At 72.3% G+C, this 26,885-nt stretch carries 24 protein-coding genes and 6 tRNA genes; 20 read left to right on the top strand and 10 right to left on the bottom strand.

The features are described from left to right. Positions 1–33 precede the first annotated feature (33 nt). Together C1729_RS03000 and C1729_RS02995 are read left to right on the top strand one after the other, a co-directional pair. Positions 34–1,722: a long-chain-fatty-acid--CoA ligase gene (locus C1729_RS03000; protein WP_102510479.1), complete on the top strand. Its 1,689-nt coding sequence runs from the start codon at positions 34–36 to the stop codon at positions 1,720–1,722. Positions 1,723–1,849: 127 nt separating this feature from the next. Further along, positions 1,850–1,921: transfer RNA gene (locus C1729_RS02995), tRNA-Val, on the top strand. Between the two features lie 122 nt (positions 1,922–2,043). Here the strand turns inward: C1729_RS02995 and C1729_RS02990 are convergent. The 4 genes from C1729_RS02990 to C1729_RS02975 form a co-directional block, all read right to left on the bottom strand. Next, on the bottom strand, positions 2,044–2,229 hold the full coding sequence (locus tag C1729_RS02990; RefSeq protein WP_102508532.1) for a hypothetical protein: 186 nt from the start codon (positions 2,227–2,229) through the stop codon (positions 2,044–2,046). Beyond that, positions 2,229–2,999 carry a class E sortase gene (locus tag C1729_RS02985; protein ID WP_102508531.1) on the bottom strand — a complete coding sequence of 257 codons (771 nt, stop codon included), beginning with the start codon at positions 2,997–2,999 and terminating at the stop codon, positions 2,229–2,231. Before C1729_RS02985 ends, C1729_RS02990 begins: the two co-directional genes overlap by 1 nt. 76 nt (positions 3,000–3,075) lie before the next feature. After that, complete coding sequence (locus C1729_RS02980; protein ID WP_102508529.1) at positions 3,076–3,900, bottom strand: aminotransferase class IV; 825 nt, start codon at positions 3,898–3,900, stop codon at positions 3,076–3,078. After that, the gene (locus C1729_RS02975) at positions 3,897–5,003 is read right to left on the bottom strand and encodes a chorismate-binding protein (RefSeq protein ID WP_242493690.1); all 1,107 of its coding nucleotides are present in this window, start codon (positions 5,001–5,003) and stop codon (positions 3,897–3,899) included. The genes C1729_RS02980 and C1729_RS02975 overlap by 4 nt, the downstream gene beginning before the upstream one ends. Before the next feature lie 144 nt (positions 5,004–5,147). Between C1729_RS02975 and C1729_RS02970 the strand changes: the two genes are divergently transcribed. The 9 genes from C1729_RS02970 (at position 5,148) to C1729_RS02930 (ending at position 10,690) form a co-directional block, all read left to right on the top strand. Continuing rightward, a tRNA-Gly gene (locus tag C1729_RS02970) sits at positions 5,148–5,219 on the top strand. Positions 5,220–5,257: 38 nt separating this feature from the next. Then, positions 5,258–5,328: transfer RNA gene (locus tag C1729_RS02965), tRNA-Cys, on the top strand. A gap of 17 nt (positions 5,329–5,345) precedes the next feature. Beyond that, a tRNA-Val gene (locus C1729_RS02960) sits at positions 5,346–5,417 on the top strand. A gap of 189 nt (positions 5,418–5,606) precedes the next feature. Continuing rightward, positions 5,607–5,678: transfer RNA gene (locus tag C1729_RS02955), tRNA-Gly, on the top strand. Between the two features lie 83 nt (positions 5,679–5,761). Continuing rightward, positions 5,762–5,833 (top strand) — tRNA-Val (locus C1729_RS02950). Between the two features lie 79 nt (positions 5,834–5,912). Beyond that, a complete protein-coding gene (locus C1729_RS02945) occupies positions 5,913–6,425 on the top strand; it encodes a GyrI-like domain-containing protein (RefSeq protein ID WP_102508527.1) in 513 nt (170 codons plus the stop codon). A 72-nt stretch (positions 6,426–6,497) separates the two neighbouring features. Continuing rightward, positions 6,498–7,331 (top strand): helix-turn-helix transcriptional regulator, encoded by an 834-nt coding sequence (locus tag C1729_RS02940; protein WP_102508526.1) that lies wholly within the window; start codon positions 6,498–6,500, stop codon positions 7,329–7,331. A 97-nt stretch (positions 7,332–7,428) separates the two neighbouring features. Then, the gene (gene glgX / locus C1729_RS02935; RefSeq protein WP_102508524.1) at positions 7,429–9,705 is read left to right on the top strand and encodes a glycogen debranching protein GlgX; all 2,277 of its coding nucleotides are present in this window, start codon (positions 7,429–7,431) and stop codon (positions 9,703–9,705) included. 118 nt (positions 9,706–9,823) lie between these two features. After that, positions 9,824–10,690 (top strand): PPK2 family polyphosphate kinase, encoded by an 867-nt coding sequence (locus C1729_RS02930; protein ID WP_102508523.1) that lies wholly within the window; start codon positions 9,824–9,826, stop codon positions 10,688–10,690. Between the two features lie 15 nt (positions 10,691–10,705). On the opposite strand, the gene zapE is transcribed toward C1729_RS02930, so the two are convergent. Continuing rightward, on the bottom strand, positions 10,706–11,758 hold the full coding sequence (gene zapE / locus C1729_RS02925; RefSeq protein WP_102508521.1) for a cell division protein ZapE: 1,053 nt from the start codon (positions 11,756–11,758) through the stop codon (positions 10,706–10,708). A gap of 98 nt (positions 11,759–11,856) precedes the next feature. Between zapE and C1729_RS02920 the strand changes: the two genes are divergently transcribed. After that, the gene (locus C1729_RS02920) at positions 11,857–12,654 is read left to right on the top strand and encodes a dihydrofolate reductase family protein (RefSeq protein WP_102508519.1); all 798 of its coding nucleotides are present in this window, start codon (positions 11,857–11,859) and stop codon (positions 12,652–12,654) included. 19 nt (positions 12,655–12,673) lie between these two features. Here C1729_RS02920 and cuyB read toward each other — a convergent pair whose 3' ends face one another. Then, entirely contained in the window at positions 12,674–13,420 is a 747-nt protein-coding gene (cuyB, locus tag C1729_RS02915) for a cysteate racemase (RefSeq protein ID WP_102508517.1), read from the bottom strand. Between the two features lie 126 nt (positions 13,421–13,546). On the opposite strand from cuyB, the gene C1729_RS02910 reads away from it, so the two are divergent. Beyond that, positions 13,547–14,782 carry a carboxylate--amine ligase gene (locus C1729_RS02910; RefSeq protein ID WP_102508515.1) on the top strand — a complete coding sequence of 412 codons (1,236 nt, stop codon included), beginning with the start codon at positions 13,547–13,549 and terminating at the stop codon, positions 14,780–14,782. Here C1729_RS02910 and C1729_RS02905 read toward each other — a convergent pair. After that, entirely contained in the window at positions 14,772–15,959 is a 1,188-nt protein-coding gene (locus C1729_RS02905) for a DegT/DnrJ/EryC1/StrS family aminotransferase (protein WP_102508513.1), read from the bottom strand. The two genes, C1729_RS02910 and C1729_RS02905, sit on opposite strands and share 11 nt — an antisense overlap. Before the next feature lie 113 nt (positions 15,960–16,072). Then, positions 16,073–17,506 carry an NADP-dependent phosphogluconate dehydrogenase gene (gene gndA / locus C1729_RS02900; protein WP_102508512.1) on the bottom strand — a complete coding sequence of 478 codons (1,434 nt, stop codon included), beginning with the start codon at positions 17,504–17,506 and terminating at the stop codon, positions 16,073–16,075. Positions 17,507–17,653: 147 nt separating this feature from the next. On the opposite strand from gndA, the gene C1729_RS02895 reads away from it, so the two are divergent. From C1729_RS02895 to C1729_RS02865, 7 genes are all read left to right on the top strand, one after another. Further along, positions 17,654–18,226 (top strand): DUF3000 family protein, encoded by a 573-nt coding sequence (locus C1729_RS02895; protein ID WP_102508510.1) that lies wholly within the window; start codon positions 17,654–17,656, stop codon positions 18,224–18,226. Between the two features lie 69 nt (positions 18,227–18,295). Then, complete coding sequence (locus C1729_RS02890) at positions 18,296–19,537, top strand: HRDC domain-containing protein (RefSeq protein WP_102508509.1); 1,242 nt, start codon at positions 18,296–18,298, stop codon at positions 19,535–19,537. 9 nt (positions 19,538–19,546) lie between these two features. Beyond that, positions 19,547–20,551, top strand: a complete 1,005-nt coding sequence (locus C1729_RS02885) for a lipid II:glycine glycyltransferase FemX (protein ID WP_102508507.1) — start codon at positions 19,547–19,549, stop codon at positions 20,549–20,551. 118 nt (positions 20,552–20,669) lie between these two features. Further along, complete coding sequence (locus C1729_RS02880; RefSeq protein WP_102508505.1) at positions 20,670–21,926, top strand: thiolase family protein; 1,257 nt, start codon at positions 20,670–20,672, stop codon at positions 21,924–21,926. Continuing rightward, positions 21,923–24,037: a 3-hydroxyacyl-CoA dehydrogenase NAD-binding domain-containing protein gene (locus tag C1729_RS02875; RefSeq protein WP_102508504.1), complete on the top strand. Its 2,115-nt coding sequence runs from the start codon at positions 21,923–21,925 to the stop codon at positions 24,035–24,037. The genes C1729_RS02880 and C1729_RS02875 overlap by 4 nt, the downstream gene beginning before the upstream one ends. Before the next feature lie 214 nt (positions 24,038–24,251). Beyond that, positions 24,252–25,091: a sulfurtransferase gene (locus C1729_RS02870; protein ID WP_102508502.1), complete on the top strand. Its 840-nt coding sequence runs from the start codon at positions 24,252–24,254 to the stop codon at positions 25,089–25,091. Positions 25,092–25,116: 25 nt separating this feature from the next. Next, positions 25,117–25,407: a DUF1416 domain-containing protein gene (locus C1729_RS02865; RefSeq protein ID WP_102508500.1), complete on the top strand. Its 291-nt coding sequence runs from the start codon at positions 25,117–25,119 to the stop codon at positions 25,405–25,407. A gap of 219 nt (positions 25,408–25,626) precedes the next feature. Here the strand turns inward: C1729_RS02865 and pflA are convergent, their stop codons facing one another. Next, the gene (pflA, locus tag C1729_RS02860; protein WP_102508499.1) at positions 25,627–26,511 is read right to left on the bottom strand and encodes a pyruvate formate-lyase-activating protein; all 885 of its coding nucleotides are present in this window, start codon (positions 26,509–26,511) and stop codon (positions 25,627–25,629) included. Positions 26,512–26,604: 93 nt separating this feature from the next. After that, complete coding sequence (gene grcA2 / locus C1729_RS15160; protein WP_102508497.1) at positions 26,605–26,856, bottom strand: autonomous glycyl radical cofactor GrcA2; 252 nt, start codon at positions 26,854–26,856, stop codon at positions 26,605–26,607. Between the last annotated feature and the right edge of the window lie 29 nt (positions 26,857–26,885).

Genomic DNA, 26,885 nt, shown 5'->3' with positions numbered 1-26,885 from the left:
CGCTCGGCGCACCTCGGAGAGAAGATGGAGGGCATGACCTCCACCGACGAGCGGCCCTGGGTCGCGCAGTACCAGCCGGGCGTCCCCGCCGACATCGAGATCCCGACGACGTCACTCGTGACGATGTTCGAGCAGTCCGTGCGCGAGGCAGCGCCGCACACCGCCCTCGAGTTTTTCGGCCGACGCACGACGTACGCCGAGCTCGGCGCCAAGGTCGACCGTGTCGCGGAGGGCCTCCGTCGCCTCGGTGTCCGCGCCGGCGACCGTGTAGCGCTCGTCCTGCCGAACTGCCCCCAACACGTCGTCGCGTTCTACGCGATCCTGCGGCTCGGCGCGATCGTCGTCGAGCACAACCCGCTCTACACCTCGCGCGAGCTGCGTCACCTCTTCGAGTCCCACCAGGCGCGCGTCGCGATCGCGTGGGACAAGACGGTCGCGGCGCTCCAGGAGTTCCCCGCCGACATGGCGATCCCGACGATCGTCGCGGTCGACCTGCTCGCAGAGTTCCCCGCGGTCAAGCGCGCGGCGCTCCACCTGCCGGTCCCGAAGCTCCGCGAGACGCGCCGCGGGCTCACGGCCCGCACGACCGGCGCGGTCGCGTGGAAGGACCTGCTCGCCTCCCCCGCGCTCGACGCCGAGACGCCTCACCCCGACCTCGATGACCTCGCGGTCATCCAGTACACGTCGGGGACGACGGGCCGACCCAAGGGCGCGATGCTCACGCACCGCAATCTCTTCGCGAACGCGCTCCAGGGCGAGGCGTGGATGCTCGGCGCCGAGCGTCGCAAGGAGACGATCTTCGCGATCCTGCCGATGTTCCACGCGTTCGGCATGACGCTCTACCTGACGTTCGGCGTGCTCAAGCAGGCCAAGCTCGTCCTCTTCCCGAAGTTCGACCCCGGTATGGTCCTCGACGCCTGGAAGAAGTCGCCCGCGACTGTCTACTGCGCGGTCCCGCCAATCTACGAGCGCACGGCGCTCGCAGCGAAGGAGCGCGGACAGTCGCTGCGCTCAGCGAAGTACTGCATCTCGGGTGCCATGAACCTGCCCGACCACGTCGTCGAGCTGTGGGAGTCGATGTCCGGCGGGCTCCTCGTCGAGGGCTACGGCATGACGGAGTCCTCGCCCGTCGCGCTCGGCAACCCCTTCCACCCCTCCCGCCGCACGGGCACGATCGGCGTGCCGTTCCCCTCGACGTGGATGAAGGTCGTCGACCAGGACGACCCGACGCGCGAGGTCGCGCAGGGCGAGGCGGGCGAGCTCCTCCTCAAGGGCCCGCAGGTCTTCCAGGGCTACTGGCACGAGCCCGAGGAGACCGCGAAGTCGCTCCTCGACGACGGGTGGCTGCGCACCGGCGACATCGTCACTGTCGACGCGGACGGCTTCACGACGATCGTCGACCGCGTCAAGGAGCTCGTCATCACAGGCGGGTTCAACGTCGCGCCGTCGGAGGTCGAGGAGGTGCTCCGCCAGCACCCGTCCGTCAAGGACGCGGCGGTCGTCGGCAAACCGCTCGAGCGCGGGGGCGAGATGGTCGTCGCGGCCGTCGAGCTCGAGGACGGCGCATCCCTCGACGAGGATGCGCTGCGGGCCCACTGCCGTGCGCGCCTCGCGGCGTACAAGGTGCCGAAGCGGATCGTCGCGATCTCGGACACGCCGCGGTCGATGCTCGGCAAGGTGCTGCGCGCGAAGGTCCGCGAGCAGGTGCTGCCGCTCCTCTGAGCAGGGCCCGCGCTGGGCCGTGGCCGGAGGGCTGCGGCCCAGCGCGTAGGCAACGCTCGAGGCGCCCCGGAGCGCTCGATTTCGCACCTCGCCCGACGACGCGCTAGAGTCGTCCCCGCACCACGCCGGGCGATTGGCGCAGTGGTAGCGCGCTTCGTTCACACCGAAGAGGTCACTGGTTCGAACCCAGTATCGCCCACGAGCACGAAGGCCCCTCCCGCACGGGAGGGGCCTTCGTCGTTCTCGGGCACGCGCGCTAGCGCCGTCGTGGGGCCTCGCTGCGACCGCGTCGCCGTGGGACCCTGCGGCGACGTGGAGCGCTCAGCCCTGCGAGGGCGTCCCGGACACGGCGACGTCGGGCCGTCCGACGAGCCCGGGCCACTGCTCGGCGGCCCACGGGAACACCCACACGAACAGTGCCGCGACGAGCGCAACCATGACGATGAGCACGAGCAGCGCGCGGACAGCCGCAGGTCCGGGAAGGTGCCGGAAGATCCACGTCCACATCAGGGGGCCTCCATCTCGGCGACGACGTCCGGGGTGCCGGCGGAGCGCGGCAGCCACCCCTCGAGTTCACCGTGGACGATCCAGCGGTGGTCGTTGCCGAAGGCGCCGTACCTGAGGGAGTGGCACGTCGTCATCGTGAGCATGCGACGGTCAGGCTCCTCCCCGGGCTTGCCGGGGACGGGGGCGACGACGTCGGTGCGGTCCGGGGTGACGATCTCGTGCCCCGTGACGCGGTAGACGAACCACGTGTCGGCGGTCTCGACGACGACGGCCTCGCCGACCTCGAGATCGGGCACGTAGAGGAAGTTGTTGCCGTACGACCGGCGGTGCCCCGCGACGGAGAAGTTGCCGAGCTGCCCCGGCGTCGCGGTGTCCGGGTAGTGGCCGGCGAAGGCACGGTCGAGGATGTCGGGCGTCACACCCTCGACGACCGGCATGCGGTTCTGCGTCTTGTCAGCCCACGCGGGGACGATGAGGACGCCGAGCGTCTCGCCGTGGCCGACCTGCGCGACCTCGGGGACGTCGTCGGTGCGCAGACCGTCGGACTCGACGACCTCGGGCGCGGCAGGCTCGACGTGCGCGTAGAACTGCGTGACCTGCTCGCGCGCCTCCGCGACGGGGGCGAGCCCCGTCCACCACAGCTGCCAGACGACGAAGAGCCCCACGACGACGCCCCCTGTGAGGAGGAGTTCGCCGAGGAACCCGAGGACGCCGATGCGGGCGGGGGCGCGACGCGCGCCGTGGCGGCCGACGGCCGTCGCGTGCTCCATGCGCTCTCCTCACCTGCGTGTGGCGCTCATCCTACGTGGCACCACCGCGCGCCCCGGGCTGCGCGGGCAGAGCGGGCTACGGGTCGAGGTCGTCGTCCCGCAGCGCGGCGAACGCCCGCGCGATCTCCGCCGTACGCGCATCCTCGGGCTGGGCGGCGCCGTCGAGCTCGACGACGGGTGCGACGCCGCGCAGCGCCGACGTGAGGGCGAGCGGACGGCCCTCGAGCGCGTCGAACGCGACGTCTCCCTCAGTCACCGGGACGGGCAGCGCGGCGGACCATGCGAGGAGGAGCGCGCGGGTCACGCCCGGCAGGCAGCCCGTCGCGAGCGTCGGGGTGAGGAAGCACTCACCGTCACCCACGAGGACGTTCGAGGTCGCTGCCTCGCTGAGGCGGCCGGTCGTGTCAGCGAGGAGCGCCTCGTCGGCGCCGTGCCGCCTGGCGGCGGCGAGCGCGACGACGTTCTCTTGGTACGACGTCGACTTCACGCCGACGAGCGGTGACCGTTCGTTGCGCACCCACGGCGCACGCCACGCGCGCACCGGTCCGGGGATGGGGGCGGCCGACGCGGCGACGAGCAGCCGACCGGGCCCGTCGCCGCGCACCGGCCCGGCGGGGCCGTCCCCTGCGGTCCAGGTGACCCGTACGCGTCCGGCGGTGGGATCGGCCCGCAGGACGGCGTCGATCGCGCCGCGGACGACGTCCTCGTCGGGCAGGTCGAGCCCGACCTTCCCCGCCGAGGCCGCGAGCCGGTCCACGTGTCGGGTCACGGCGAAGGGCCTCCCCCGGACGACGGCGAGCGTCTCGAAGACGCCGTCACCGAGGGTGAGCGCGCGGTCGGTCACGGGGATCCCCGTGCGAGCGTCGCCGAGGATCCGGCCGTCGAGCCACGTCGTCGTCATCGGTCCTCCGTGGTCGGGCGCGGACGCGCCGGTGCGGACGCGAGCCCGACGAGCCGCGCGGCCTTGAGCTCGGTCTCGCGCCACTCGCCGTCGGGGTCGGAGCCCCACGTGATGCCGGCCCCCGTTCCGAAGCGGAGGACGCCGGCCTCCCACCAGAACGTGCGGATGCCGACGCCGAGGAGCGCTCGGCGGGTGTCGGCGTCGATCCAGCCGAACGCGCCGCAGTACGGGCCGCGCGGCACCGGCTCGAGCGCGGCGATGAGGTCGAGCGCAGCGCGCTTCGGCGCGCCGGACACCGACGCGGGCGGGAACGTCGCGGCGAGGATGTCGTCCCAGCCCGTCCCCGGCAGCAGATCACCCGCGACGGTCGTCACGAGGTGCGCGAGCCCGGGGTGCTCCTCGACGTCGAGGAGCTTCTCGACGCGCACGGTCCCGGGCGTGCAGACCCGGTGGAGGTCATTGCGGACGAGGTCGGTGATCATGATGTTCTCGGCCTCGTCCTTAGGCGTGAGGCCCGTGACGGTCGCCGCGGTCCCCTTGATGGGTGCGGAACGCAGGACGCCGTCGTCGAGCGACAGGAAGAGCTCGGGCGACGCCGGGACGACCCACGCGGGCGGGACCGGACGGCCGTCGGGGAGCAGCTGGCCCGCGGGGACGTGGAGGTGCCCGCCGTAGGGCGACGGGTTGCCCGTCGCGAGCCTCGCGTCGAGCGCTGCGGCGTCGGGCTCACCCCTGTCAGGAGCGAGCGGCGCGGCGAGCACGCGGCAGAGGTTCGCCTGGTAGACGTCGCCCTCGTGGACCGCGGCGCGCACCACGCGCACCCCGGCGCGGTAGCCGTCGGCGTCGAGCGAGGTCGACCAGCCCGCGGGGTCGGGGCCCTCCCACGGCGCCCCGGACGGTGGCGCGTCGTCGGCCACGAGCTCGGCCATGCGCCACGCAACGCAGTCGCCCTCGAAGGCCGCTCGGACGAACCAGGTCCCGCCTTCGGCGAGGCGGGCGGCACCCGCCCGGGTCGAGGGGTCGACGACGTCGACGACCCCTCGCGCAGCGACGCCGCCGAACCGCGCGGTCGCGGCGGCTTGCGGGGCTGCGTGGAGGATCACGGCGCCACGATATCCCGCGACTCCGGGCCGGGGATGGAGGCGTCCGGGGGCAGGTCACACGGGTGTGAGTTGGACGTCCGCGCATGTGTCGACTAATGTTCTGCGAGTGCCGCGGCACCGGGGACACCCGGAGGCCGACGTCATGCGGATGTGGCTCAGTGGTAGAGCATCACCTTGCCAAGGTGAGGGTCGCGGGTTCGAATCCCGTCATCCGCTCGGAGACGAGCACCGGTTCGCCGGTTCGCGTAGTCCACGGTGGAGTGGCCGAGAGGCGAGGCAGCGGCCTGCAAAGCCGTACACACGGGTTCGAATCCCGTCTCCACCTCGCAGCAGCACCCCTCTGGGCGATTGGCGCAGCGGTAGCGCGCTTCCCTGACACGGAAGAGGTCACTGGTTCGATCCCAGTATCGCCCACAGCACGAAGGCCACCCCCTCGGGGGTGGCCTTCGTCGTCTCCACGCGCTTCCGCCGGCCGTCCTCGCGCTTCCGCGGGCTCACGTCGTGCCCGGCGCGCGGCACCGGGGCTCGTTTTGGAGTTCCGCGCTTCCGTGGACTATCTTTGTGGAGCACCGCGCGGCCCGGGAGACCGGATCGCGATGGCGTGCGGATGTGGCTCAGTGGTAGAGCATCACCTTGCCAAGGTGAGGGTCGCGGGTTCGAATCCCGTCATCCGCTCGGACGAGAATCCTTGATCGAGCCGCCCCGTGGGGCGGCTCGTCGCATGGATCCGCTCCTCCGCCGCCTGGTCTCCAGGCGTCGGGCGATTGGCGCAGCGGTAGCGCGCTTCCCTGACACGGAAGAGGTCACTGGTTCGATCCCAGTATCGCCCACTCACGCGTTGGCCACCCCTCGGGGTGGCCTTCGTCGTTCGCCGGCCCCTCACAACGAGCGTTCTGCGCGAACTGCGCAGTGACGGACTATGCTGACAAGGTCACCGTGCGCACCCCGGGAGGCCCCATGCACGTCGAGCTCATCGAACTGCCGCCGCAGACGGTCCTGGCGATCCGCGACGAGGTCGCCGTCGGTGAGCTCGGCAACTTCCTTCCCGCGGCGTTCGCCGAGCTAGATCTCGCGCTCGCCACGACCGGGCACGCGGCCGCAGGCCCCTTCGTCGCGTGGTACCACTCACGTCCGGGCGCCGTGACCGACGTCTCGGCCGCCGTCGCGCTCTCCCCCGCCACGACGGTCACGCACGGTCGCGCGACGACACGGTCCCTGCCGGGCGGGCCCGCCCTCGTGACGACGCACCGCGGTGCCTACGCGTGCCTCCCGCACGTTTGGATGCGACTCGAGGACGAGCGGGTCGCCCGCGGCCTCGACCTACGCGGCGACCTCCTCGAGGAGTACGTGAGCGAGCCGGCACCGGGTGGCGACCCGGCGTCCGCGGTCACGCGGCTCGTCATGCCGGTCCTGACGCCCTGACCGCACCCTTACCCGGTCCTGCGCGGACGGAAGTCCCACGATTGCCCCTCGACGGCCGTCAATAATCGTGACATGAGCAATCGTCGTGTCACCACGTACCGCGCGCTCGCCTCGGCGAGCCGGGTCGCGCTGCTCGACGCTCTCCAGCACCGCGACGGTATGACGGTCACCGAGCTCGCGCAGGTGGCGGGGATCCACACGAACACCGCGCGCGAGCACCTCGCCCGGCTCATCGACGCGGGCTTCGTCACGTGCACCCCCGAGGAGCGGCGCACCCGCGGACGACCTCGCATGCTCTACCACGCGGTCAAGGCCCCCGAGCCCGTCCAGGCCCCTGGCAGCGCGGCCGACGAGCGGGACGGGCACGCCCGTGAAGAGCTCCTGCGGCTCCTCGTCCAGGGTTTCGGCACCGGGACGCCCGCCGACGTCGAACGCGCCCGCGACCTCGGGCGCGACGCGTCACTCCACCCGGGGACCCTCCTCGGGTCGCCCGCCCAGGGGCCGCGCCTCGACGACGGGTGCACCGACCTCGCCCCTGCCGAGGGCGCCGGCTGCGCCCAGCTCGGCCTGCTCGAGGACCACCTCGCCGCGACAGGCTTCGACCCGGCCGTGAGCGAGGACGGCACGGTTCTCGAGACGCACGGCTGCCCGTTCTTCGACCTTGCGCGCGAGCACCCCGAGGTCGTCTGCCGGCTGCACGAAGGCCTCCTCGAAGGAGTTCTCGCCCGTGGGCGCGGACCCTGGGTCCTCGACGGGATCGACACGTTCGTCGCGCCCGGCCGGTGCATCGTGCGTGTCCGTCGAGGGGACGACGCCGCGACCGCGGCGCGCAGCCGCGCGGTCCCCACCTTCCCGGAGCACGCCGCCGCGACACGCACCGAGCTGCCGACGCCGCCCCGCAGCTGACCGGCACGCGGCGTACCGGCACGCGACTGACCAGCACGCGGCCGGGCCGTCTGGCCGCACCGCGCGCGCACCGCCGTCGCCGTGCGACCCTGAGGGGATGAGAACGCGACCCGGCCGTCCCTACCCGCTCGGTGCGACCTTCGACGGCGGTGGTACGAACTTCGCGCTGTTCTCCGAGGTCGCAGATCGCGTCGAGCTGTGCCTGCTCGACGACGAGGGCGCCGAGACCCGCGTCGAGGTCACGGAGTCGACCGCGCACGTCTGGCACGTCCACGTCCCCGGTGTCGAGCCCGGCCAGCGCTACGGGTTCCGCGTGCACGGTCCCTACGACCCTGCGCGGGGCCACCGCTGCAACCCGGCGAAGCTCCTCCTCGACCCCTACGCCAAGGCGGTCGACGGCATGATCGACTCCTCCGACGTCCTGCTCTCCTACACGCGCGACGCCTCCGGCACCGTCCTCGACGACGCGGAGCACCTCGACCGGCGCGACTCGGCACCCCACACGATGTACTCCGTCGTCGTCAACCCGTTCTTCGACTGGGGTCACGACCGCCCGCCCCGGCACGGCTACCACGAGACGGTTCTCTACGAGGCGCACGTGCGGGGCCTCACTATGACGCACCCCGCAGTGCCCGAGAACCTCCGGGGTACCTACGCGGGGCTCGCTCACCCGGCCGTCGTCGCCTACCTCACGGACCTCGGGGTCACGGCTGTCGAGCTCATGCCGGTGCACCAGTTCGTCGACGACCCCGTGCTGCGGGACCGCGGCCTCACGAACTACTGGGGCTACAACACGATCGGGTTCCTCGCGCCGCACAACGCGTACGCGTCCTCCGGCACGCGCGGCCAGCAGGTCCACGAGTTCAAGACGATGGTGAAGGCGCTCCACGAGGCCGGGATCGAGGTCATCCTCGACGTCGTCTACAACCACACGGCGGAGGGCAACCACCTCGGCCCGACGCTCTCGTTCCGCGGGATCGACAACGCCGCGTACTACCGCCTCGTCGACGACTCCCCCGCGCACTACTTCGACACGACCGGCACGGGCAACTCGCTGCTCATGCGCTCGCCGCACGTCCTGCAGCTCATCATGGACTCGCTGCGCTACTGGGTGACCGAGATGCACGTCGACGGCTTCCGCTTCGACCTCGCGGCGACGCTCGCGCGGCAGTTCCACGAGGTCGACCGGCTCTCGGCATTCTTCGACCTCGTCCAGCAGGACCCGGTGATCTCGCAGGTCAAGCTCATCGCCGAACCGTGGGACCTCGGCGACGGCGGGTACCAGGTCGGCGGTTTCCCGCCCCTGTGGACCGAGTGGAACGGACTCTTCCGCGACACGGTGCGGGACTTCTGGCGCGGCCAGCCGTCGACACTGCCGGAGTTCGCGAGCCGCCTCACGGGCTCGTCGGACCTCTACGAGAGCACAGGCCGGCGGCCCGCCGCCTCGGTGAACTTCGTCACGGCTCACGACGGCTTCACCCTCGCCGACCTCGTCTCCTACGACCACAAGCACAACGAGGCCAACGGGGAGGACGGCCGGGACGGGGAGTCCCACAACCGTTCGTGGAACCACGGCGTCGAAGGCCCGACCGACGACCCGTCGATCCGCGCGCTGCGCGCCCGTCAGCAGCGCAACTTCCTCGCGACGCTCCTCCTCTCGCAGGGTGTGCCGATGCTCTCCCACGGCGACGAGATCGGCCGCACCCAGGGCGGCAACAACAACGTCTACTGCCAGGACGGCCCGACGTCGTGGATGGACTGGGACCTCGACGACGACGCCCGCTCCCTCCTCGCCGTAACGCAGCAACTCGTCGCGCTGCGTCGTGAGCATCCTGTGCTCCGGCGTCGCAGGTTCCTCACGGGACGTCCCCCAGAGTCACTGCCGGACGGTGCGGAGGTGCTCCCCGACGCGCTGCCCGACGTCGTGTGGTTCGACACGAGCGGCGACGTCATGGACCAGGCCGACTGGGACGCGTCGTTCGCGCGGACCGTCGGCGTCCTCCTCGAGGGCGAGGCGATCACCGAGCCCGACGACGCCGGCGGGCGCATCGTCGACGACTCGGTGCTCATCCTCTTCAACGCGTTCTCCGAGGACGTGACATTCCGCGTGCCCGCAGCGTCCTACGGGTCTTTGTGGGGTCTCGAGCTCCGCACCGACGACCCTGAGGCGACCGACGTGCGTCGCCCGGGCTCCGCGCCGGCCCCGGCGGCAGGCGCGACGCCTGCGGCGGCCGCGGCGCGCTCGGGTGCGGTCGTGGCGGGCGAAGAAATCGTCGTGACGTCACGCTCGCTCGTCGTCCTGCTCCGGCCGCCGCTCCGCGCCCGGGTCGTGCCGCTCCCCCACGCCCCCCGGTCGGCCTCGGCGGACGGCTGACGCGCACGTCGTGGCAGCGCTGAACGCCGCAGCGCGTCCGGCACACCTCCTGCGGGAAGTGCGCGATACTCGCGGGAGACGGGCGGCGACGGCGCCGCCCCGACGACGGGAGCACGCGATGGGCAGGAAGAAGCTGGCACGTCTCGACGGGATCGACGACGCGCTGCGGGTCGGGCCCGAGGCCGGGTCGTTCGACCTCGCGGGCATGGACCGCGCCGCGACGCCGTGCGTCAAGGACGCCGCGACCGCGGCCGAGCTCCGCCCTCTCCTCGGTGACGAACTCGCCGATCTCCAGGAACGTCTCTACGCGGAAGGTCGTACGGGCGGTACCCGTTCGGTGCTCCTTGTCGTCCAGGGCCTCGACACCGCGGGCAAGGGCGGCATCGTCCGGCACGTCGCGGGGATGATGGACCCGCAGGGTCTTGCTATCCGTTCGTTCGGCGTGCCGACGCCCGAGGAGCGTGAGCACGACTTCCTCTGGCGCATCCGCCGCGCCCTGCCCGCCCCGGGCCGCATCGGGGTGTTCGACCGGTCGCACTACGAGGACGTCCTCGTGGCGCGCGTCAAGGAGCTCGTCGCTCCCGAGGTGTGGGAGGCGCGCTACGACGAGATCGTCGCGTTCGAGCGCGACCTCGTCGCCGCGGGGACGACGACCGTCAAGGTGGCGCTCATGGTGTCCCGCGACGAGCAGTACAGGCGTCTCGCTGCGCGGCTCGACCGGCCAGACAAGCTGTGGAAGTACAACCCGAGCGACGTCGACACGCGGCTGCAGTGGGACGAGTACCAGGCGGCCTACCAGGCCGTCCTCGACCGCACGAGCATCCCTGAGGCCCCCTGGTACGTCGTCCCCGCCGACTCCAAGGACTACGCGCGGCTCGCCGTGACGAAGCTGCTGCTCGACGCGTTGCGCTCCCTCGACCTGGGCTGGCCCACGCCCGACTACGACGTCGACGTCGAGAAGGCACGTCTCGCCACGACCCGCTGAACGGACGCCGGCGCGTCAGGACGACGTCGGCGCGCCGGTCGTCCCCGCCGCGACGAGCTCGCGGCCTTCCTGCGCGAGCGCGCCGAGGCGCGAGAGGGTGCGCAGGTACTTCTTGCGGTAGCCGCCCGCGAGCATCTGCGCGGTGAAGAGCGCGGTGCGCTCGTCGCCACCGAGGAGGACGGGCACGCCACGGTCGTAGAGCCTGTCCGCGAGGACGACGAGCCGCAGCGCGTCGTCCTGCCGGTCGACGGTGCGCACGCCGCGCAGCGCGACGAGCTCGACGCCGTCGAGGAGCGCGCCGTAGCGGCTCGGGTGGACGGAGCGCAGGTGCTCGAGAAGGTCGTCGAGGAAGTCGCACGTCGCCCCTGCGCGGTGGGTCGTCGCCTCGACGAGCACACGGTCCGGGAGCGGGTGCGCGTCGGTGACGACGGCCCGCTGCCGGTAGTCCTCGCCGTCGACCCGGAGCACCTCGAACCGGGCCGAGAGCGCCTGGATCTCCCGGAGGAAGTCCTCCGCGGCGAACCGCCCCTCACCGAGAGCGTCAGGCAGCGTGTTCGACGTCGCGGCGAGCGCGACGTCACGGTCGGCGAGCTCTCGCAGGAGCCTCGACACGAGGACGGTGTCGCCCGGGTCGTCGAGCTCGAACTCGTCGATGCACACGAGGTCGAGCGCGCCGAGCGCGTCGACCGTCGCGGCGAAGCCGAGCGCGCCGACGAGGTTCGTGTACTCGACGAACGTGCCGAACGCAGCACGCTGGGGTCCGAGCGCGTGAGCGAGCGCCGCGAGGAGGTGCGTCTTGCCGACCCCGAACCCGCCGTCGAGATAGACCGCGGGCGGCACGGCACGGCGCCGCCTGAGGATCGCGCCGAGGCCGCGTGCCGGAGCGCTCAGCTGCTCGGCGACCTCGGCGAGACGCTCGACCGCCGCCTGCTGGCTCGGGTGCGCCGGATCAGGGACGTAGCTCGCGAAGGAGGCGCCTTCGAAGTGGCGCGGGGGCACGAGGTCCGTGAGGAGCCGCTCGCGCCCGACTGCGGGGCGCACGTCGCACAGTGCGGTCGGTCGGGTCACCCGTCCACGGTATCCGCGGCACCCGGCGAGCGGGACCTTGGTCCCGCGTGCGCGTGTGCGACGCTCGTCACAGCCGTGCGCACGCCTAGGCTGGCCGCATGACAAACCTCGCCGACCGCCCCACGTTCGACCTCCTCGTCGCCGAGGGCACGACCGCGAGCGGCACGATCATCCCGCCGGAGACCGACGAGCCGGGGCTTGGGCTCCTGCTCGCGCACCCGACGACGAGCCGCCGCGACGGCGCCGTCGCCGGTGCCTGGGTACGCGCCAACATGATCGCGACCGTCGACGGTGCCGCCTGGGGTCACGATCACCTGTCAGGGTCGATCAACGGCCCTGCCGACCTCCGCGTCTTCGAGGTGGTCCGGGCTCTCGCGGACGTCGTCGTCGTGGGCGCGGGAACCGTCCGCGCCGAGGGCTACGGAACGCTCGTCGTCCCCGAGCACCTCCGCGGGCTGCGCGCCGAGGCCCGCTGCGCGGACGAGCTCGTGCTCGCGGTCGTCACGCGTGCGGGCGAGGTCCCCGCGCCCCTGCTCGCGGACCCGCACGTCCTCGTCGTCACGTCGGCGGAGGGCGCCGCGCGCCTCGGCCCGGACCTCCCGTCCGAGCGCCTCGTCGTCGCGGGTACCGACGACGTCGACCTGCGCGCCGCGCTCACCGACCTCGCGGGTCGTGGCCTCGGGCGCATCCTCACCGAGGGAGGCCCGCACCTCCTCGCCGACCTCCTCGCGAACGGCCTCGTCGACGACCTCTGCGTGACGACGAGCCCGACCGCCGTCGGCCCGGGTGCGGGCCGGATCGTCGCGGGCGACCCAGGTCGGCCCGCGGCCGACCTCCGGCTCGCGACGCTCCTGCGCGCGCGCGACGTGCTCGTCGCGCGTTGGCGCGTCGCCTGACGCCTCGGCGTCCGCCGGGTCAGGCCTCGTCGCGCACGGTGCCGCCCGCGTGCCGGATCGTCGCGCGGGCGAGCTGGTCAGTCGAGTCGATGAAGAGGGGCTCGGCGAGCAGGCCGTGGTCGACCGCGACGACCGAGAGCTCGGTGCAGCCGAGGATGACGACCTGTGCCCCGCGTTCCACGAGGTGCGAGGCGACTCCGCGCAACGCTGCGAGGTCCGCGGGCCGTCCCGCCTTCACCTGGTCGTAGATGATCGACGAGACGACGGCCTGGTCGGCGTCGTCGGGCAGGAGCGTCGTGACGCCGTGCGCACCGAACGCGTCCTGGTACACGCCCGACGACGCCGTCCCGCTCGTCGCGAGCAGCCCGACCGCGCGGAGGTCGGCCACCCGCTCGCGCGCGGCGTCGACCGTCACCTCGACGATCGAGACGAACGGCACCGAGATCGCGTCGAGCACCTGCTGCGTGAAGTAGTGCGCCGTGTTGCACGGCATGACGAGGAAGTCCGCGCCGAACGCCTCGAGGCGGCGGGCGTCGCGCGCGAGCACGGGACCCGGGTCCTCGGCGGACCGTCCGAGGATGAACTCGGTCCGGTCCGGAACCGTCGCGTGGTTGAGGACGACCATGTCGACGTGGTCCTGGTCGCGCTCGGCGACCGTGAGCCGCACGACGTGGTTGAGGAAGTACGCCGTCGCGAGAGGTCCGACACCGCCGAGGACACCGACGAAGGGACGGGTTCCGGGGTCGTTGCTGCGCTCAGACGTCACGCCGCCATGGTAGACCTCCCCGCCCGACGCTGGGGGCGGCCGCACCCGTCACGGGCACGCGTCATAGGATGACAGGGCTCGCGGCGTCACGGCGCCGGTCGCGCCCCTCACCTGGAGCCTCGTCGCATGACCTACGGCAACGCCGAGTTCGTCCCCGTGATCCTCGGGACGAACATCAACACGTACAACATGGCCCGTTCGCTCCACGAGGCCTTCGGCGTCCGGACGATCGCGCTCGGACGTGCGGCGCTCCGCGAGACCGCGTCCTCGAGCATCGTCGACGTCCGTGCCGACGCCCGGCTCGGTGACCCCGAGGTCGTCGTCGCGACGCTCCTCGAGCTCGCGTCCGAGCTGCGTGCCGACGGTCGCACGCTCCTGCTCCTGCCGAACATCGAGTTCTACGCGAACGTCGTCCTCGACCACCGCGAGGTCCTCGAGGAGCACTACGTCGTCCCGCTCGTCCGCAAGGAGCTCGCGGACCGACTCATGCACAAGGCGCGCTTCGCGGAGCTGTGCGCCGAGCTCGGCATCCCGCACCCCGCGACCGAGATCGTCCCCCCGGGGCCCGTCGCCGAGGACCTCGGCGACGACCTTCCCTTCCCCTTCCCCGTCATCGTCAAGCCCGCGAACACCGACATCTATCCGCGCCTGCGCTTCCCGGGCAAGCAGAAGGTGTACCTCGTTGCCGACGCCGCGGGCCTCCGGCACGTCGTGCGCCGCATGGTCGACGGCGGCTACGACGACGACATCGTCGTCCAGGAGTACCTCGCGGGCGACGAGTCGGTCATGCAGGTCGTCAACACGTACTCCGACCGCCACGGCCGCATGCGCTTCAGCTCGCTCGGGCAGATCGTCCTCGGCGAGCCCGACCCGAGTCTCGTCGGCAACTACAACGCGATCGTCACGACGCACGACGACGAGGTCACGGCGATGGTCCGCACGCTCCTCGACAGCGTCGGCTACACGGGCCCCGCGAACCTCGACATCATGATCGATGCGCGTACCGGTGCCCGGACGATCCTCGAGGTCAACCTCCGTCAGGGCGCCGCGAGCTTCTACACGATGGCTGCGGGCGGCAACCTCACCCGCTGCTACGTCGACGACCTCGTCCGCGGCGAGGACCTCCCCGACGTCGTCACGCGCGACGAGCGCCTCTGGCTCAACGTCCCGTACCTCGTGGCGCTCCGCTACGCGCCGCGGTCGCTGCGGCCCCTCCTGCGGGCCGCCCGCCGCCACGGCGTCACGCACACGCTGCGCTACCGCGCGGATCGCTCCCCGCGCCGCCTGCTCGAGCTCGCCCGGATCGACCTGCGGCGGACGCTCGACTTCGTGCGCCACGGCCGGGAGCGGCTCAACCGCTGACGGCCCGCCTCACGACGCTGGCGATCTCACGGGCACGCTCAACCGTGACGTTGGTCGGGAGGTTGACGAGCCTCGAGACGGCGTCCTCGCTCACCGCGAGGCGCGGGTCGCCCGGTGCGTAACCGTAGACAGCGGGGTCGTCGACTCCCGGGAACAGCGCGGGCCGGTACCACCGGCCCGCGTGGACGTGGGCTGCCGTGAGCGTCGCGAGCAGCCGCTCGGCCGCGTCCTCGTCGCGTGCGAGCACCGGGAGCCGCAGGAGCGGCTGGAGTTCGGCGCGCGAGGCGGCGTCGACGATCGTCGCGGGGAGCTCGACGACGTCCGCGAGCACGTCGACGTACGCGGTGACGCACGCCGCACGCCGGGACTCGTCGGCGTCGAGCGCAGGGAGTGCTGCGGCGACCTGTGCGACCATCCATGCGGACGGGGCCGACGGCCGATACGGGAGCCCGCCGCGCATCTCGACGGGAGCGATCGCGGGGTCGAGCAGCCCGGCCCGGACGAGGCCCGAGCGCAACGTCCGGGAGACGCGCCGCGGCAGGCGGTTGAGCACGCGGTTCTGCGTCCGGTAGACGCGCGCGAGGAGGTCGAGCCGCCGGCCCACCGCAGGAAGCTCGGCGAGGCGTGCGCGGACGAGGTCCCGCAGCGCGGCGTCGGCCATGTCGGGCGCGACCCACACGGCGCCGCCGAAGCGTGTCGGGAGCATCTTCTCAACCCCGAACGAGTGGACGGACACGTCCGCGTACGGGCGGCCGTCGGGACGGCGGGCGAGCCGTCCGACGCAGTGCGCCGAGTCCTCGAGCAGCAGGGCGCCCGCGTCGTCGGCCGCGTCCCGAAGCCCGCGCGCCGTCGCGGCGTCGATGACGCCGAACGTGTGCTGGAGGACGATCGCGCGCGTGCGCTCCCCGACGACGAGTTGCGCCGGATCGATCGCGAGCGACGCGGGTGCGACGTCCGCGTGCACCGCGGCGTGACCGGCGACGAGGATCGGGTCGACCGCGGTCGCGCACGTGAGGATCTGCGTGACGACCTCGCCCGGTCCCCGGTGTTCGGCGAGCGCGCGCAGGACGACCTCCATGCCGTAGCGCGCCTTGTGCACGAGGAACCAGTCCCCCGGCTGCGTGCCCGTGCGCCGTGCCAGCTCGCGGGTCACGGCGGTCGTTCCGTGCGGGGTCATGTCGGCTCCTCGGGCTTCCGGGCGGTCCCGGTCACGTGGTCGTACGGCGACGGCGGGGCGCCGGCCGGTGTCGTCACCGGCTCGGTGCCCCGCCGCGCGGGACGGGAGGTCGGTCAGGCGTCGGACTCGGTCCGGTCACCCGTCCACTCGGTGTGGAAGACGCCGTCCTTGTCGACCCGCTGGTACGTGTGCGCCCCGAAGAAGTCGCGCTGCGCCTGGATGAGGTTCGCGGGCAGACGCTCGGCGCGGACGCCGTCGTAGTAGGCGAGCGACGACGAGAACGCGGGGGTCGGCACGCCGTTGAGTGCTGCCTGCGCGACGATCCGACGCCATGCGCTGACGCCCTGGCCGACCTGCTCCGTAAAGTACGGGTCGGCGAGGAGGAGCGAGAGCTCCGGGTTGCGCTCGTAGGCCTCGGTGATGCGGTTGAGGAAGCGGGCGCGGATGATGCAGCCGCCACGCCAGATCCGGGCCATCGCACCACGGTCGATGTTCCAGCCGAGCTCGGCGGACGCCGCGGCGATCTGGTCGAAGCCCTGCGAGTACGCGACGACCTTCGAGGCGTAGAGCGCGAGGCGCACGTCCTCGATGAACGCTGCGCGGTCGCTGATCTCCCACGCGCCGGACTCGGCGGGCAGGACGCGTCCGGCCTCGCGCTGCGGGACCGAGCCCGAGAGCGCGCGGGCGAACGTCGCCTCCGCGATACCCGTGATCGGCACGCCGAGGTCGAGGGCGTTCTGAACCGTCCAGCGGCCCGTACCCTTCTGCTCCGCACGGTCGAGCACGACGTCGACGAACGCCTTGCCGGTCTCGGCGTCGACGTGCGCGAGGACGTCGGCCGTGATCTCGATGAGGAACGACTCGAGGTCGCCCTTGTTCCACTCGGCGAAGATCTCGCCGATCTCCTGCGCCGAGGCGCCCAGGCCCTGCTTGAGCAGGTCGTAGGCCTCGGCGATGAGCTGCATGTCCGCGTACTCGATGCCGTTGTGGACCATCTTGACGAAGTGGCCCGCCCCGTCGGGGCCGACGTATGTGCAGCACGGGACGCCGTCGACCTTCGCCGAGATGTCCTCGAGGATCGGGCCGAGCCACTCGTAGGACTCGGGCGAGCCGCCGGGCATGATCGACGGGCCGTTGAGCGCGCCCTCCTCGCCGCCCGAGACACCGGTGCCGACGAAGTGGAGGCCGTGAGCCTTGAGCTCGGCCTCGCGGCGGCGCGTGTCCGGGAAGTGGGCGTTGCCGGCGTCGATGACGATGTCACCCTCCTCGAGGAGGGGGACGAGTTCGGCGATGACGGCGTCCGTCGCGGCACCGGCCTTCACCATGATGACGACCTTGCGCGGCCGCGCGAGCGAGGCGACGAAGTCGGCCATCGACTCAGACGGGACGAAGTCGCCGTCGTCACCGTGGTCCGCGACGAGCGAGGCGGTCTTGGCGTACGAGCGGTTGTGGACCGCCACCGTGTAGCCGTGTCGTGCGAAGTTGCGGGCGAGGTTGCGGCCCATCACCGCAAGCCCCGTGACGCCGATCTGGGCGCGTGCCGTCATCGTGTGAACTCTCCCTCCGGATGAACATGTTCCGCCTGCGAGGATATCCCGCGGTCCGGCGGAGCCGCCCGGACGACCAGCATGTGACGGTCCGGGTCCGCGGCGTGGCGCTCGGGCGACCGCGCGCCGGATGCCTAGAGTGACGCCATGGTCGCCACCGCGCTCACGCAGCTGCCCGCGCCGTTCGCGCAGGCGCTCGCCTCGTTGCGTGCCGCAGCCCTCGGCGCGGGCGTCGAGGTGCGGGAGGTTCCCGCACCTTCGCGCGCCGCGGCGTACGCGGTCGCGCTCTCGGGCTCCCTCGCTCGTGCGGGTGTGCCCGACGACGAGGTCGCCGACGGCACGTTCGTCGTCCTCTACGACCCGCCGCTCACCCCGGTCGACGACGGCACGTTCCGCGTCATCGTCCTCGTCCGGGCCGAGCTCGACGAGGAGATGTCGGGTGACCCGATGCTCCCCGAGGTCGCCTGGGACTGGATGCTCGAGGCGCTCGAAGCGTGCCCGGTCGCGCCGGTCGAGCCGGGAGGCTCGGTGACTCGGACCATCACGACGAGCCACGGCGCGGTCGCCGGCCGCCCCGAGGAGGTCGAGCTCGAGCTGCGCGCGTCATGGTCCGCGGTCGATCCGGACGTCGGCGCGTTCCTCACCGCGTGGGCGCACGTCCTGCGTCTCTTCGCAGGTGTGCCGCCGGTCGGTGTGACGTCGATCGACGACCGACGCTGACGACGTCCGCCCCGCTCCGGGCCGCGTCGTTCGCGGGTTGCCGGACCGCGCAGGTCTAACCTTGCCCCCATGAGCCAGACCGCACCGTCCGCTTCCGCGGACGAGGAGCCCGACGTCACCCCTCTGACGACCCCCGCCGACGGGGTGCCCGACGTCCTCACGACGCAGTCCGGGCTCGACCGGGCCGTCGACGCCCTCGCCGGTGGTGTGGGGCCGGTGGCCGTCGACGCCGAGCGCGCGTCGGGCTACCGCTACGGGCAGCAGAACTATCTCGTGCAGCTGCGCCGCACGGGTGCGGGCACGATGCTCATCGACCCGGTCGCGCTCCCCGACCTCGCGGCGGTCAACGACGCGCTGCGCGGGACCGAGTGGGTGTTCCATGCGGCCTCACAGGACCTCCACCCGCTGAGCGAGCAAGGTCTCGTACCGGACGCGATCTTCGACACGGAGCTCGCGGCACGCCTGCTGGGGCTCGAGCGTGTCGGGCTCGGCGCGGTCGTCGCAGAGGTGCTCGGCCTCGGTCTCGCGAAGGAGCACTCTGCGGTCGACTGGTCGACGCGTCCGTTGCCGGCGTCGTGGCTCACGTACGCGGCGCTCGACGTCGAGGTGCTCGTCGACCTGCGCGACGCGCTCGCCGAGCGGCTCGAGGCTGCAGGCAAGGCTGAGTGGGCGCGCCAGGAGTTCGAGGCCGTACGCCTCGCGCCGCCGCCCGCGCCGCGGGTCGACCCGTGGCGGCGCGTCTCGGGAGTTCACGCGCTGCGCTCGCGGCGGCAGCTCGCCGTCGTGCGGTCGCTGTGGCAGGCGCGCGAGGACAACGCCCGACGACGCGACATCTCACCGGGCCGAGTCCTTCCCGACCGGGCGATCATCGCGGCGGCGCAGGCCCTGCCGCGCAACGTCGGCGCGCTCACGGCGCTGCCGACATTCTCGGGACGTGGCACATCGCGCCGGGCACCGATGTGGCAGACGGCGATCGACGTGGCCCTCGCGCTGCCTGAGGCCGATCTCCCGCCTCTGCGCGGGCCGCGGACGGACGCCCCGCCGCCGCCGCGTGCGTGGGCCGATCGCGAGCCTGCGGCCGCGGCCCGGCTCGAGGCGGCGAAGGCCGTCGTCGCGGAGCTCTCCGAGCTCCTCACCGTCCCCGTCGAGAATCTCCTGCAGCCCGACGCGCTGCGCCGGCTGTGCTGGTCCCCGCCCGCGCAGGTGACGGAGGAGAGCGTCACTGCGGCGCTCGCTGCGCGGGGCGCGCGCGTCTGGCAGACGGACTTGCTCGCGGGGCCGCTCGCGGCCGCGATCGGCGCCGCCGGATAGGGTTGTCGGGTGCTGCACATCGAGACTGTCACCGACCCTGCCGAGTGGAACCGACTGGTGGACGCGGGTGGTGGTCACCCGCTCCAGCTGTGGGGCTGGGGCGAGGTCAAGGCGACGGGAGCGTGGCGCGCGCTGAGGCTTCGCGCGGTCAACGACGACGGGCGGACCGTCGGCGGTGCCCAGGTGCTCGTCCGTCGGCTGCCGGCACCGTTCCGCGCGTTCGCCCACGTGCCACGGGGCCCGTTCGTCGGGTCCGACGGCGTCGGGACGGCCTCCGAGCGGTCCGCCGTCGCCCGGGCGGTCGTCGAGCACTGCCGCCGAGAGGTCCGTGGCATCGGCGTCGCGCTCGAGCCGGACTGGGACGCAGGCACCGAGCTTGACCTGCCGGGGTCGCGACCGGCCGAGCACACGATCCTCTACCCGAGCACGCTCATCCTCGACCTCACGAAACCGGAGGACGAGCTCCTCGCGGCTGCGGGCCGCTCGACGCGGTACGACATCCGCAAGGCGGCCCGGACGGGGCTCGAGGTGCGGCGGGTGACGGACGAGGCCGAGGTGCGCGCGGTCATCGAGCTCTACAAGGTCTCGGCGGAGCATGCGGGGTTCGCGCTCCATGACGACGATTACTACCTCGCGATCCACCGCGAGCTGGGTGAGGCCTCGCTTCTCGTCGCGGCGTTCGAGGACGGACGCCCGTGCTCGTTCGTGTGGGACGTCCTCTCGGGCTCGACGGCGTTCGAGCTCTACGGGGGCGTCGACGACACGGGCCGGAAGTTGCGGGCGAACGCGCCGGTGAAGTGGCACGCGGTGCGGCTCGCGGCGGAGGCCGGGGCGCGACGTTACGACATGAACGGGCTGCTCAACGACGGTATCAGCGAGTTCAAGAAGTCGTTCGCCCAGCACACGGACGAGCTTCTCGGCACGGTCGAGGTGCCGTTCGGGCCGTTGTTCGACGTGTGGGACCGGGTGCTTCCGACCGCGAAGCGCGTCGTGCGCCGGCTGCGTCGGGGCTGACGGGAGACCTGTCGAGGGACCTCGGACCCACCTCTTGCGCTTTTTGCTGATACTCGCGGTATCGTGTACCTGAACGAGCGAACCGCTCCGGACACCGTCGTCCAGATCAGGAGAAGCCATGCCCGTGGCCCAGCCAGCACGTCGCGCACTGCGTGACGTTGTCTTCGTCGAGGGGGTGCGCTCCCCGTTCGGCAAGGCGCGCCCCGACGGTCTCTACGCCGAGACCCGCGCCGACGACCTCGCCGTCGCCGTCCTCCGCGGCCTCCTCGACCGCGTCCCCGCCCTCCCCCACGACCGCATCGACGAGGTCGCGATCGCCGCGACGACCCAGCGCGGCGACCAGGGCCTCACGCTCGGCCGCTCGGTCGCCGTCCTCGCCGGGCTCCCCCGCACCGTCCCCGGCTTCGCGATCGACCGCATGTGCGCAGGCGCCATGACCGCCGTGACGACGACCGCGTCCGCGATCGCCACCGGCATGCAGGACGTCACCGTCGCCGGCGGCGTCGAGCACATGGGCCACCACCCCATGGGCTTCGACGCCGACCCCAACCCCCGCTTCGTCGCGGACCGCCTCGTCGACGGTGACGCGCTCGTCATGGGCGCGACCGCCGAGACGCTCCACGACCGCTACCCCCACCTCACCAAGGAACGCACCGACGCCTACGGGGCGGAGTCCCAGGGGCGCTACGCCGCAGCGCTCGCCGCAGGCCGCGTCGAGCCCGACCTCGTGCCCGTCGCCGTCAGGTCCGCCGAGCTCGGCTGGGGCCTCGCGACCGCCGACGAGCTCCCCCGGCCCGGCACGACCATCGAAGGCATGCGGGACCTCAAGACCCCGTTCCGGCCAGGTGGCCGCGTCACCGCGGGCAACGCCTCGCCCCTCACCGACGGCTCGACGATGTGCCTGCTCGCGGCTGGTGACACCGCCGCCGAGCTCGGTCTGCCCGTCCGCATGCGCCTCGTCTCCTTCGCGTACGCGGGCGTCGACCCCGAGGTCATGGGCCTCGGGCCCATCCCCGCGACCGAACGTGCCCTGCGCACCGCAGGGCTGACGATCGACGACATCGGCCTCTTCGAGATCAACGAAGCCTTCGCGATCCAGGTCCTCGCGTTCACCGACCACTTCGGGCTCGCCGACGACGACCCGCGCGTCAACCCCGACGGCGGTGCGATCGCCGTCGGCCACCCCCTTGCTGCCTCGGGGGTGCGGCTCATGACGCAGCTCGCCCGCCACTTCGAGGCGCACCCCGAGGTCCGGTACGGCCTCACGACGATGTGCGTCGGGCTCGGCATGGGCGGCACCGTCGTCTGGGAGAACCCGCACCACGCCGACTACTCGGGCCACGTGCCCGCCGCGACCGAGGGGACTGACCGATGACCACGACGACTTCCGCACGTGCCGAGCGCGTCGCACGCTCCCTCGTCCGCGACGTGACGATGCCAGGCGGCGCCGGCACGATGGCCCTCGTCACGCTCGACAACGGCCTCGACCACACGAAGCCCACGACCCTCGGACCCGAGGGCCTCGCGGGACTGCGCACCGCGCTCGAGGGCCTGCGAGCCCGTGCCGCCGCGGGCGAGATCCAGGCGATCGGCGTGACGGGCAAGCCGTACGTCCTCGCCGCCGGCGCGGACCTCACCCAGGCGGGAGACCTCGCGACGCGCGACGAGGCGCGCGAGCTCGGCCGCGCTGGCCACGCCGCGTACAACCTCCTCCACGACGCAGATGTGCCGACGTTCGCCTTCATCAACGGCGTCGCGCTCGGCGGCGGGCTCGAGCTCGCGCTCGCGTGTGACTACCGCACCGTGTCGACGTCCGCCGGAGCGCTCGCGCTGCCCGAGACCGCGCTCGGGCTCGTGCCCGGCTGGGGCGGGGCGCACCTCGTGCCACGCCTCGTCGGCATCGAGCGCGCGTGCGAGGTCATCCTCACGCGTCCCGCGCAGAACAGGCCCTACAAGCCGGCCGAGGCCGTCGACATCGGTCTCGCCGACGTCCTCCTCGACAGCGCCGACTTCCTCGCCCGGTCGATCACGTGGGCGGCGTCCGTCGTCCGCGGCGAGACCGTCGTCACTCGGCCCGAGCCGGTCGACGCCGACGAGTGGGAGGCCGTCGTCGCCCGCGCCCGCGCGCAGGTCGACATCGTCGTCGCCGGCGCGCGCCCCGCGCCCTACCGCGCCCTCGACCTCCTCGCGCTCGGACCCGGCACGACCCGCGAGGAGGGTTTCGCCGCCGAGGACGAGGCGCTCGCCGACCTCCTCATGACGGACGAGCTCCGCGCGAGCATCTACGCGTTCTCATCGGTCAACGCTGCGAAGAAGCCGCAGGGTGCTCCGCCGAAGGAGCTCGCGCGTCCCGTGACGCGCGTCGGCGTCGTCGGCGCGGGCCTCATGGCCGCGCAGCTCGCGCTCTTGCTCGCGCAGCGTCTCGGCGTCCCCGTCGTCATGCGTGACCTCGACGACGAGCGCGTCGCCAAGGGTCTCGCACACGTGCGGGGCACGGTCGAGAAACTCGTCGCGACCGGGCGCATGTCGTCCGACGCGGGCGCGCGCATCGTCGCGTCCGTCCACGGGACGACCGTCCTCGAGGACATGGCCGCGTGCGACCTCGTCATCGAGGCCGTCACCGAGGTGCTCGCGCTCAAGAAGCGCGTGCTCGCCGAGGTCGAGGGAATCGTCGGGCCCGAGACCGTCCTCGCGACGAACACGTCGGCGCTCTCCGTCTCCGAGATGGCCGCGGACCTCGCGCACCCCGAGCGTGTCGTCGGGCTGCACTTCTTCAACCCGGTCGCGCAGATGCCGCTCGTCGAGGTCGTCCGTGCGGACGCGACCGACGAGGCGACGCTCGCGACGGCATTCGACGTCGCGCGCCGTCTCCGCAAGACGGCGGTCGGCGTCGCCGACCGGCCCGGCTTCGTCGTCAACCGACTCCTCGTCCTCCTGCTCGGCGAGATCGTCAGGGCTGTCGAGGAAGGCACGCCCGTCGAGGTCGCTGACCGCGCGCTGCGGCCGCTCGGGCTCCCCATGGGACCGTTCGCGCTGTTCGACCTCGTCGGGCCGGCCGTCGGGCTCCACGTCCTCACGTCACTGCGGGAGAACCTCGGCGCGCGCTTCGCGCGGTCCCCCGGGCTCGAGCGGATCGTCGCCGAAGGCACCACGGTGGTGCTGCCACCGATCGCCAAGGGGCTTCCCGCGCGCGTCGATCCCGCGATCCAGGAGGTGTTCGGTGAGCCCGGCGGGCCGGGCGCGCTCGACGAGGCCGGCGTGCTTGACCGTGTGCTCACGGCGCTCGCGACGGAGATCGGTCACATGCTCGACGAGGGCGTCGTCGCGGAGGTCACGCAGATCGACGTCTGCATGATCCTCGGGGCGGGTTGGCACTTCGCGACGGGTGGCATCGCGCCGTACCTCGACCGGACGGGCACGTCCGAGCGGGTGCTCGGCCGGCGCCTCCTCCCGGACGGCGTCGCGAACGTCCCCCAGGCCTCCTGACACCACCCCCCTCGCGGTCCGCCCCGCCCCTTCCCACGGATTGACGGCTTCCGACGATGCGATGGTCGGAAGCTTTCGATCCGCGCGCGAGATACCGCGCTCACGATGTGAGACGTTCGACGGATCGCCTGGCATCCCGAGCGCGCCGGTCTACTTTCTGGTCCAGAAGCACGGACGCCCGCACGGGGCGCCCCCAGGAACCAGGAGGAACACCATGGCCCGCAACGACGTCCTCGTCTCGGCCGAGTGGGCCGAGGCGAACCTCGCGACCCCCGGCATCGTTTTCGTCGAGGTCGACGAGGACACGAGCGCCTACGACGACGCGCACCTCCCCGGCGCGATCAAGCTCGACTGGAAGCTCGACCTCCAGGACGCGGTCCGCCGCGACTTCGTCGACCGCGCCGGCTTCGAGAAGCTCCTCTCGGAGCGCGGCGTCGCGAACGACGACACCGTCGTCCTCTACGGCGGCAACAACAACTGGTTTGCCGCCTACGCCTTCTGGTACTTCAAGCTCTACGGCCACCAGGACGTCCGCCTCATCGACGGCGGCCGCAAGAAGTGGGAGCTCGACGGCCGCCCGCTCGACGCCGAGCCCGTCAACCGCCCCGCGACGAAGTACGTCGCGAGCGAGCAGGACCTCACGCTCCGCGCGTTCCGTGACGAGGTCGTCGCATCGATCGGGACGAAGAACCTCGTCGACGTCCGCTCGCCCGAGGAGTTCACGGGCAAGATCCTCGGCCCGGCCCACCTCCCCCAGGAGCACGCGCAGCGCGGCGGCCACGTCCCCGGCGCGATCAACGTCCCGTGGTCGAAGGCCGCGAACGATGACGGCACCTTCCGCTCCGACGCCGAGCTCGCCGAGCTCTACGGCGCCGCGGGCATCGACACCAACCGTTCGACGATCGCGTACTGCCGCATCGGCGAGCGCTCGAGCCACACGTGGTTCGTGCTCTCCCAGATCCTCGACCTCCCGGACGTCAAGAACTACGACGGCTCATGGGTCGAGTACGGCTCGCTCGTCGGCGCGCCCATCGAGGTCCCCGTCCCGGCCTGACACCCGACCGCACGAGGAGCACACGATGACCAGCTGCGGAGCCCCCGCCCAGACCGGCCAGGTCGCTCTCGCCCCGGGCGCGACAATCATCGACGGCACCGTGACGGCAGACGGCGCCCCCGTCAGGGGCGCCTACGTCCGCCTTCACGACGCAGACGGCGAGTTCACCGCCGAGGTCGTCACCGGTGACACGGGCCAGTTCACGTTCTACGCCCGCCCCGCGAGCTGGGAGCTCCGCGTGCTCTCGCGCGCAGGGAACGGCTCCGAGCGCCTCGAAGCCACCGAGGGCCGGACGACGGTCGAGCTCGGTCTCTGACCAGCCCGACGGCCGTCCGGGGCGTCGAACGGCAGCCACCGCTCGACGCCCCTCGGCCCCGGCAGCGACCGGCCGGTCCTCCCGGTCCTCACGCCTCCGAGCGGCGACCCCTCGCAGGAGACGTGACGACCCACCCGTCCGGACGTGACGAAGAGCCCCGCACCGTGAGGTGCGGGGCTCTTCCGTGTCCTGGGGTCGTGCGCGGCGCGCCGAGCCTCGTCAGTAGACGGTGAGGCCCTTCGCGCGGAACTGCTCGCGCACACGGTCGACCTCGGCGTTCGACGGCGGCTGCGTGTCACCGAGCTCGTACGGCATGCCGAGGCTCTCCCACTTGTCCTTGCCCATCTGGTGGAAAGGCAGCACCTCGACGCGCGAGACGGTCGAGAGCGTCGCGGCATACTCGGCGATCGTCTCGACGTTCGCCGGGTCGTCGGTGAGGCCCGGCACGAGGACGAAGCGCAGCCAGATCTCCGTGCCGGACTCCGCGAGGCGCCGGCCGAACTTCAGCGTCGGCTCGAGTGCACGGCCAGTGACCTTCCGGTATGTCTCCGGGTCGCCCGACTTCACGTCGAGGAGGACGAGATCGATGTCCGCGAGCATCTCGTCGGTGCAGGCCGCACCGAGGAAGCCCGACGTGTCGATCGTCGTATGGATGCCCATCTCCTTGGCGCCCCGCAGGAGGGTCGCCGCGAAGGCGGGCTGCATGAGCACCTCGCCGCCCGAAAGCGTGAGGCCGCCGCCCGAGTTCTTGAAGATGCGCCGGTAACGCTTGATGCGGCGCAGCAGCTCGGAGGCCTCGACCGGCTCGCCGTTGCGCATCGCCATCGTGTCGGGGTTATGGCAGTAGAGGCAGCGCAGCGGGCAGCCGGAGAGGAAGATCGTCATGCGGGTGCCGGGGCCGTCGACGGCCGTGACGAGCTCCCACGAGTGCACCGACCCGAGCTCGCCCGCGCGCATCCGCGCGAACTTCTCTGAGCGGTCCGCGTCGCTCAACTCGAGACCGACGAGGCCAGCGCCCGCGGCGCGCCCGATGGGTGCCTCGAAGCCCTGGTCGCCGCTCGCACCGTCGGCGCCGGTCGTGGGGGTGGCCTCGCAGATCGTCATGATCGTCGATCCTTCCTCGTGCCAGGGGCTGGATGCGTGCGGGGTGGTGCTGGTGGGGCGGGGACCCTGCCGGGTTCCCGCCCCACCAGTGTCTCAGGCGCTGTGGTGGAACGTGCGCGAGAGGACGTCGAGCTGCTGCTCACGGGTGAGCTTGACGAAGTTCACCGCGTAGCCCGAGACACGAACCGTGAGCTGCGGGTACTTCTCGGGGTGCTCCATCGCGTCCTCGAGCGTCTCCTTGTTGAGGACGTTGATGTTCGCGTGGTAGAGCCCCTTGACACCACCGTTGGCGTCACGAGCAGCCTTCATGTCGGCGAGGCGCTCGTCGTAGGTCTTGGCCATGATGATTCCCTTTCCTGCGTTCCGTTGGTGGG

This window comes from Sanguibacter massiliensis (assembly GCF_900240335.1).
Taxonomy (GTDB): Bacteria; Actinomycetota; Actinomycetes; order Actinomycetales; family Cellulomonadaceae; genus Flavimobilis; species Flavimobilis massiliensis.
This window is presented reverse-complemented; position numbering and strand designations above follow the sequence as displayed.

Excerpts from the sequence above, each read along its gene's own strand:
- C1729_RS03000 (WP_102510479.1), top strand. The coding sequence starts at position 34 with ATGACCTCCACCGACGAGCGGCCCTGGGTCGCGCAGTACCAGCCGGGC.
- C1729_RS02990 (WP_102508532.1), bottom strand. The coding sequence starts at position 2,229 with ATGTGGACGTGGATCTTCCGGCACCTTCCCGGACCTGCGGCTGTCCGC.
- C1729_RS02985 (WP_102508531.1), bottom strand. The coding sequence starts at position 2,999 with ATGGAGCACGCGACGGCCGTCGGCCGCCACGGCGCGCGTCGCGCCCCC.
- C1729_RS02980 (WP_102508529.1), bottom strand. The coding sequence starts at position 3,900 with ATGACGACGACGTGGCTCGACGGCCGGATCCTCGGCGACGCTCGCACG.
- C1729_RS02940 (WP_102508526.1), top strand. The coding sequence starts at position 6,498 with ATGAGCAATCGTCGTGTCACCACGTACCGCGCGCTCGCCTCGGCGAGC.
- glgX (WP_102508524.1), top strand. The coding sequence starts at position 7,429 with ATGAGAACGCGACCCGGCCGTCCCTACCCGCTCGGTGCGACCTTCGAC.
- C1729_RS02930 (WP_102508523.1), top strand. The coding sequence starts at position 9,824 with ATGGGCAGGAAGAAGCTGGCACGTCTCGACGGGATCGACGACGCGCTG.
- C1729_RS02920 (WP_102508519.1), top strand. The coding sequence starts at position 11,857 with ATGACAAACCTCGCCGACCGCCCCACGTTCGACCTCCTCGTCGCCGAG.
- C1729_RS02910 (WP_102508515.1), top strand. The coding sequence starts at position 13,547 with ATGACCTACGGCAACGCCGAGTTCGTCCCCGTGATCCTCGGGACGAAC.
- C1729_RS02905 (WP_102508513.1), bottom strand. The coding sequence starts at position 15,959 with ATGACCCCGCACGGAACGACCGCCGTGACCCGCGAGCTGGCACGGCGC.
- gndA (WP_102508512.1), bottom strand. The coding sequence starts at position 17,506 with ATGACGGCACGCGCCCAGATCGGCGTCACGGGGCTTGCGGTGATGGGC.
- C1729_RS02895 (WP_102508510.1), top strand. The coding sequence starts at position 17,654 with ATGGTCGCCACCGCGCTCACGCAGCTGCCCGCGCCGTTCGCGCAGGCG.
- C1729_RS02890 (WP_102508509.1), top strand. The coding sequence starts at position 18,296 with ATGAGCCAGACCGCACCGTCCGCTTCCGCGGACGAGGAGCCCGACGTC.
- C1729_RS02880 (WP_102508505.1), top strand. The coding sequence starts at position 20,670 with ATGCCCGTGGCCCAGCCAGCACGTCGCGCACTGCGTGACGTTGTCTTC.
- C1729_RS02875 (WP_102508504.1), top strand. The coding sequence starts at position 21,923 with ATGACCACGACGACTTCCGCACGTGCCGAGCGCGTCGCACGCTCCCTC.
- C1729_RS02870 (WP_102508502.1), top strand. The coding sequence starts at position 24,252 with ATGGCCCGCAACGACGTCCTCGTCTCGGCCGAGTGGGCCGAGGCGAAC.
- C1729_RS02865 (WP_102508500.1), top strand. The coding sequence starts at position 25,117 with ATGACCAGCTGCGGAGCCCCCGCCCAGACCGGCCAGGTCGCTCTCGCC.
- pflA (WP_102508499.1), bottom strand. The coding sequence starts at position 26,511 with ATGACGATCTGCGAGGCCACCCCCACGACCGGCGCCGACGGTGCGAGC.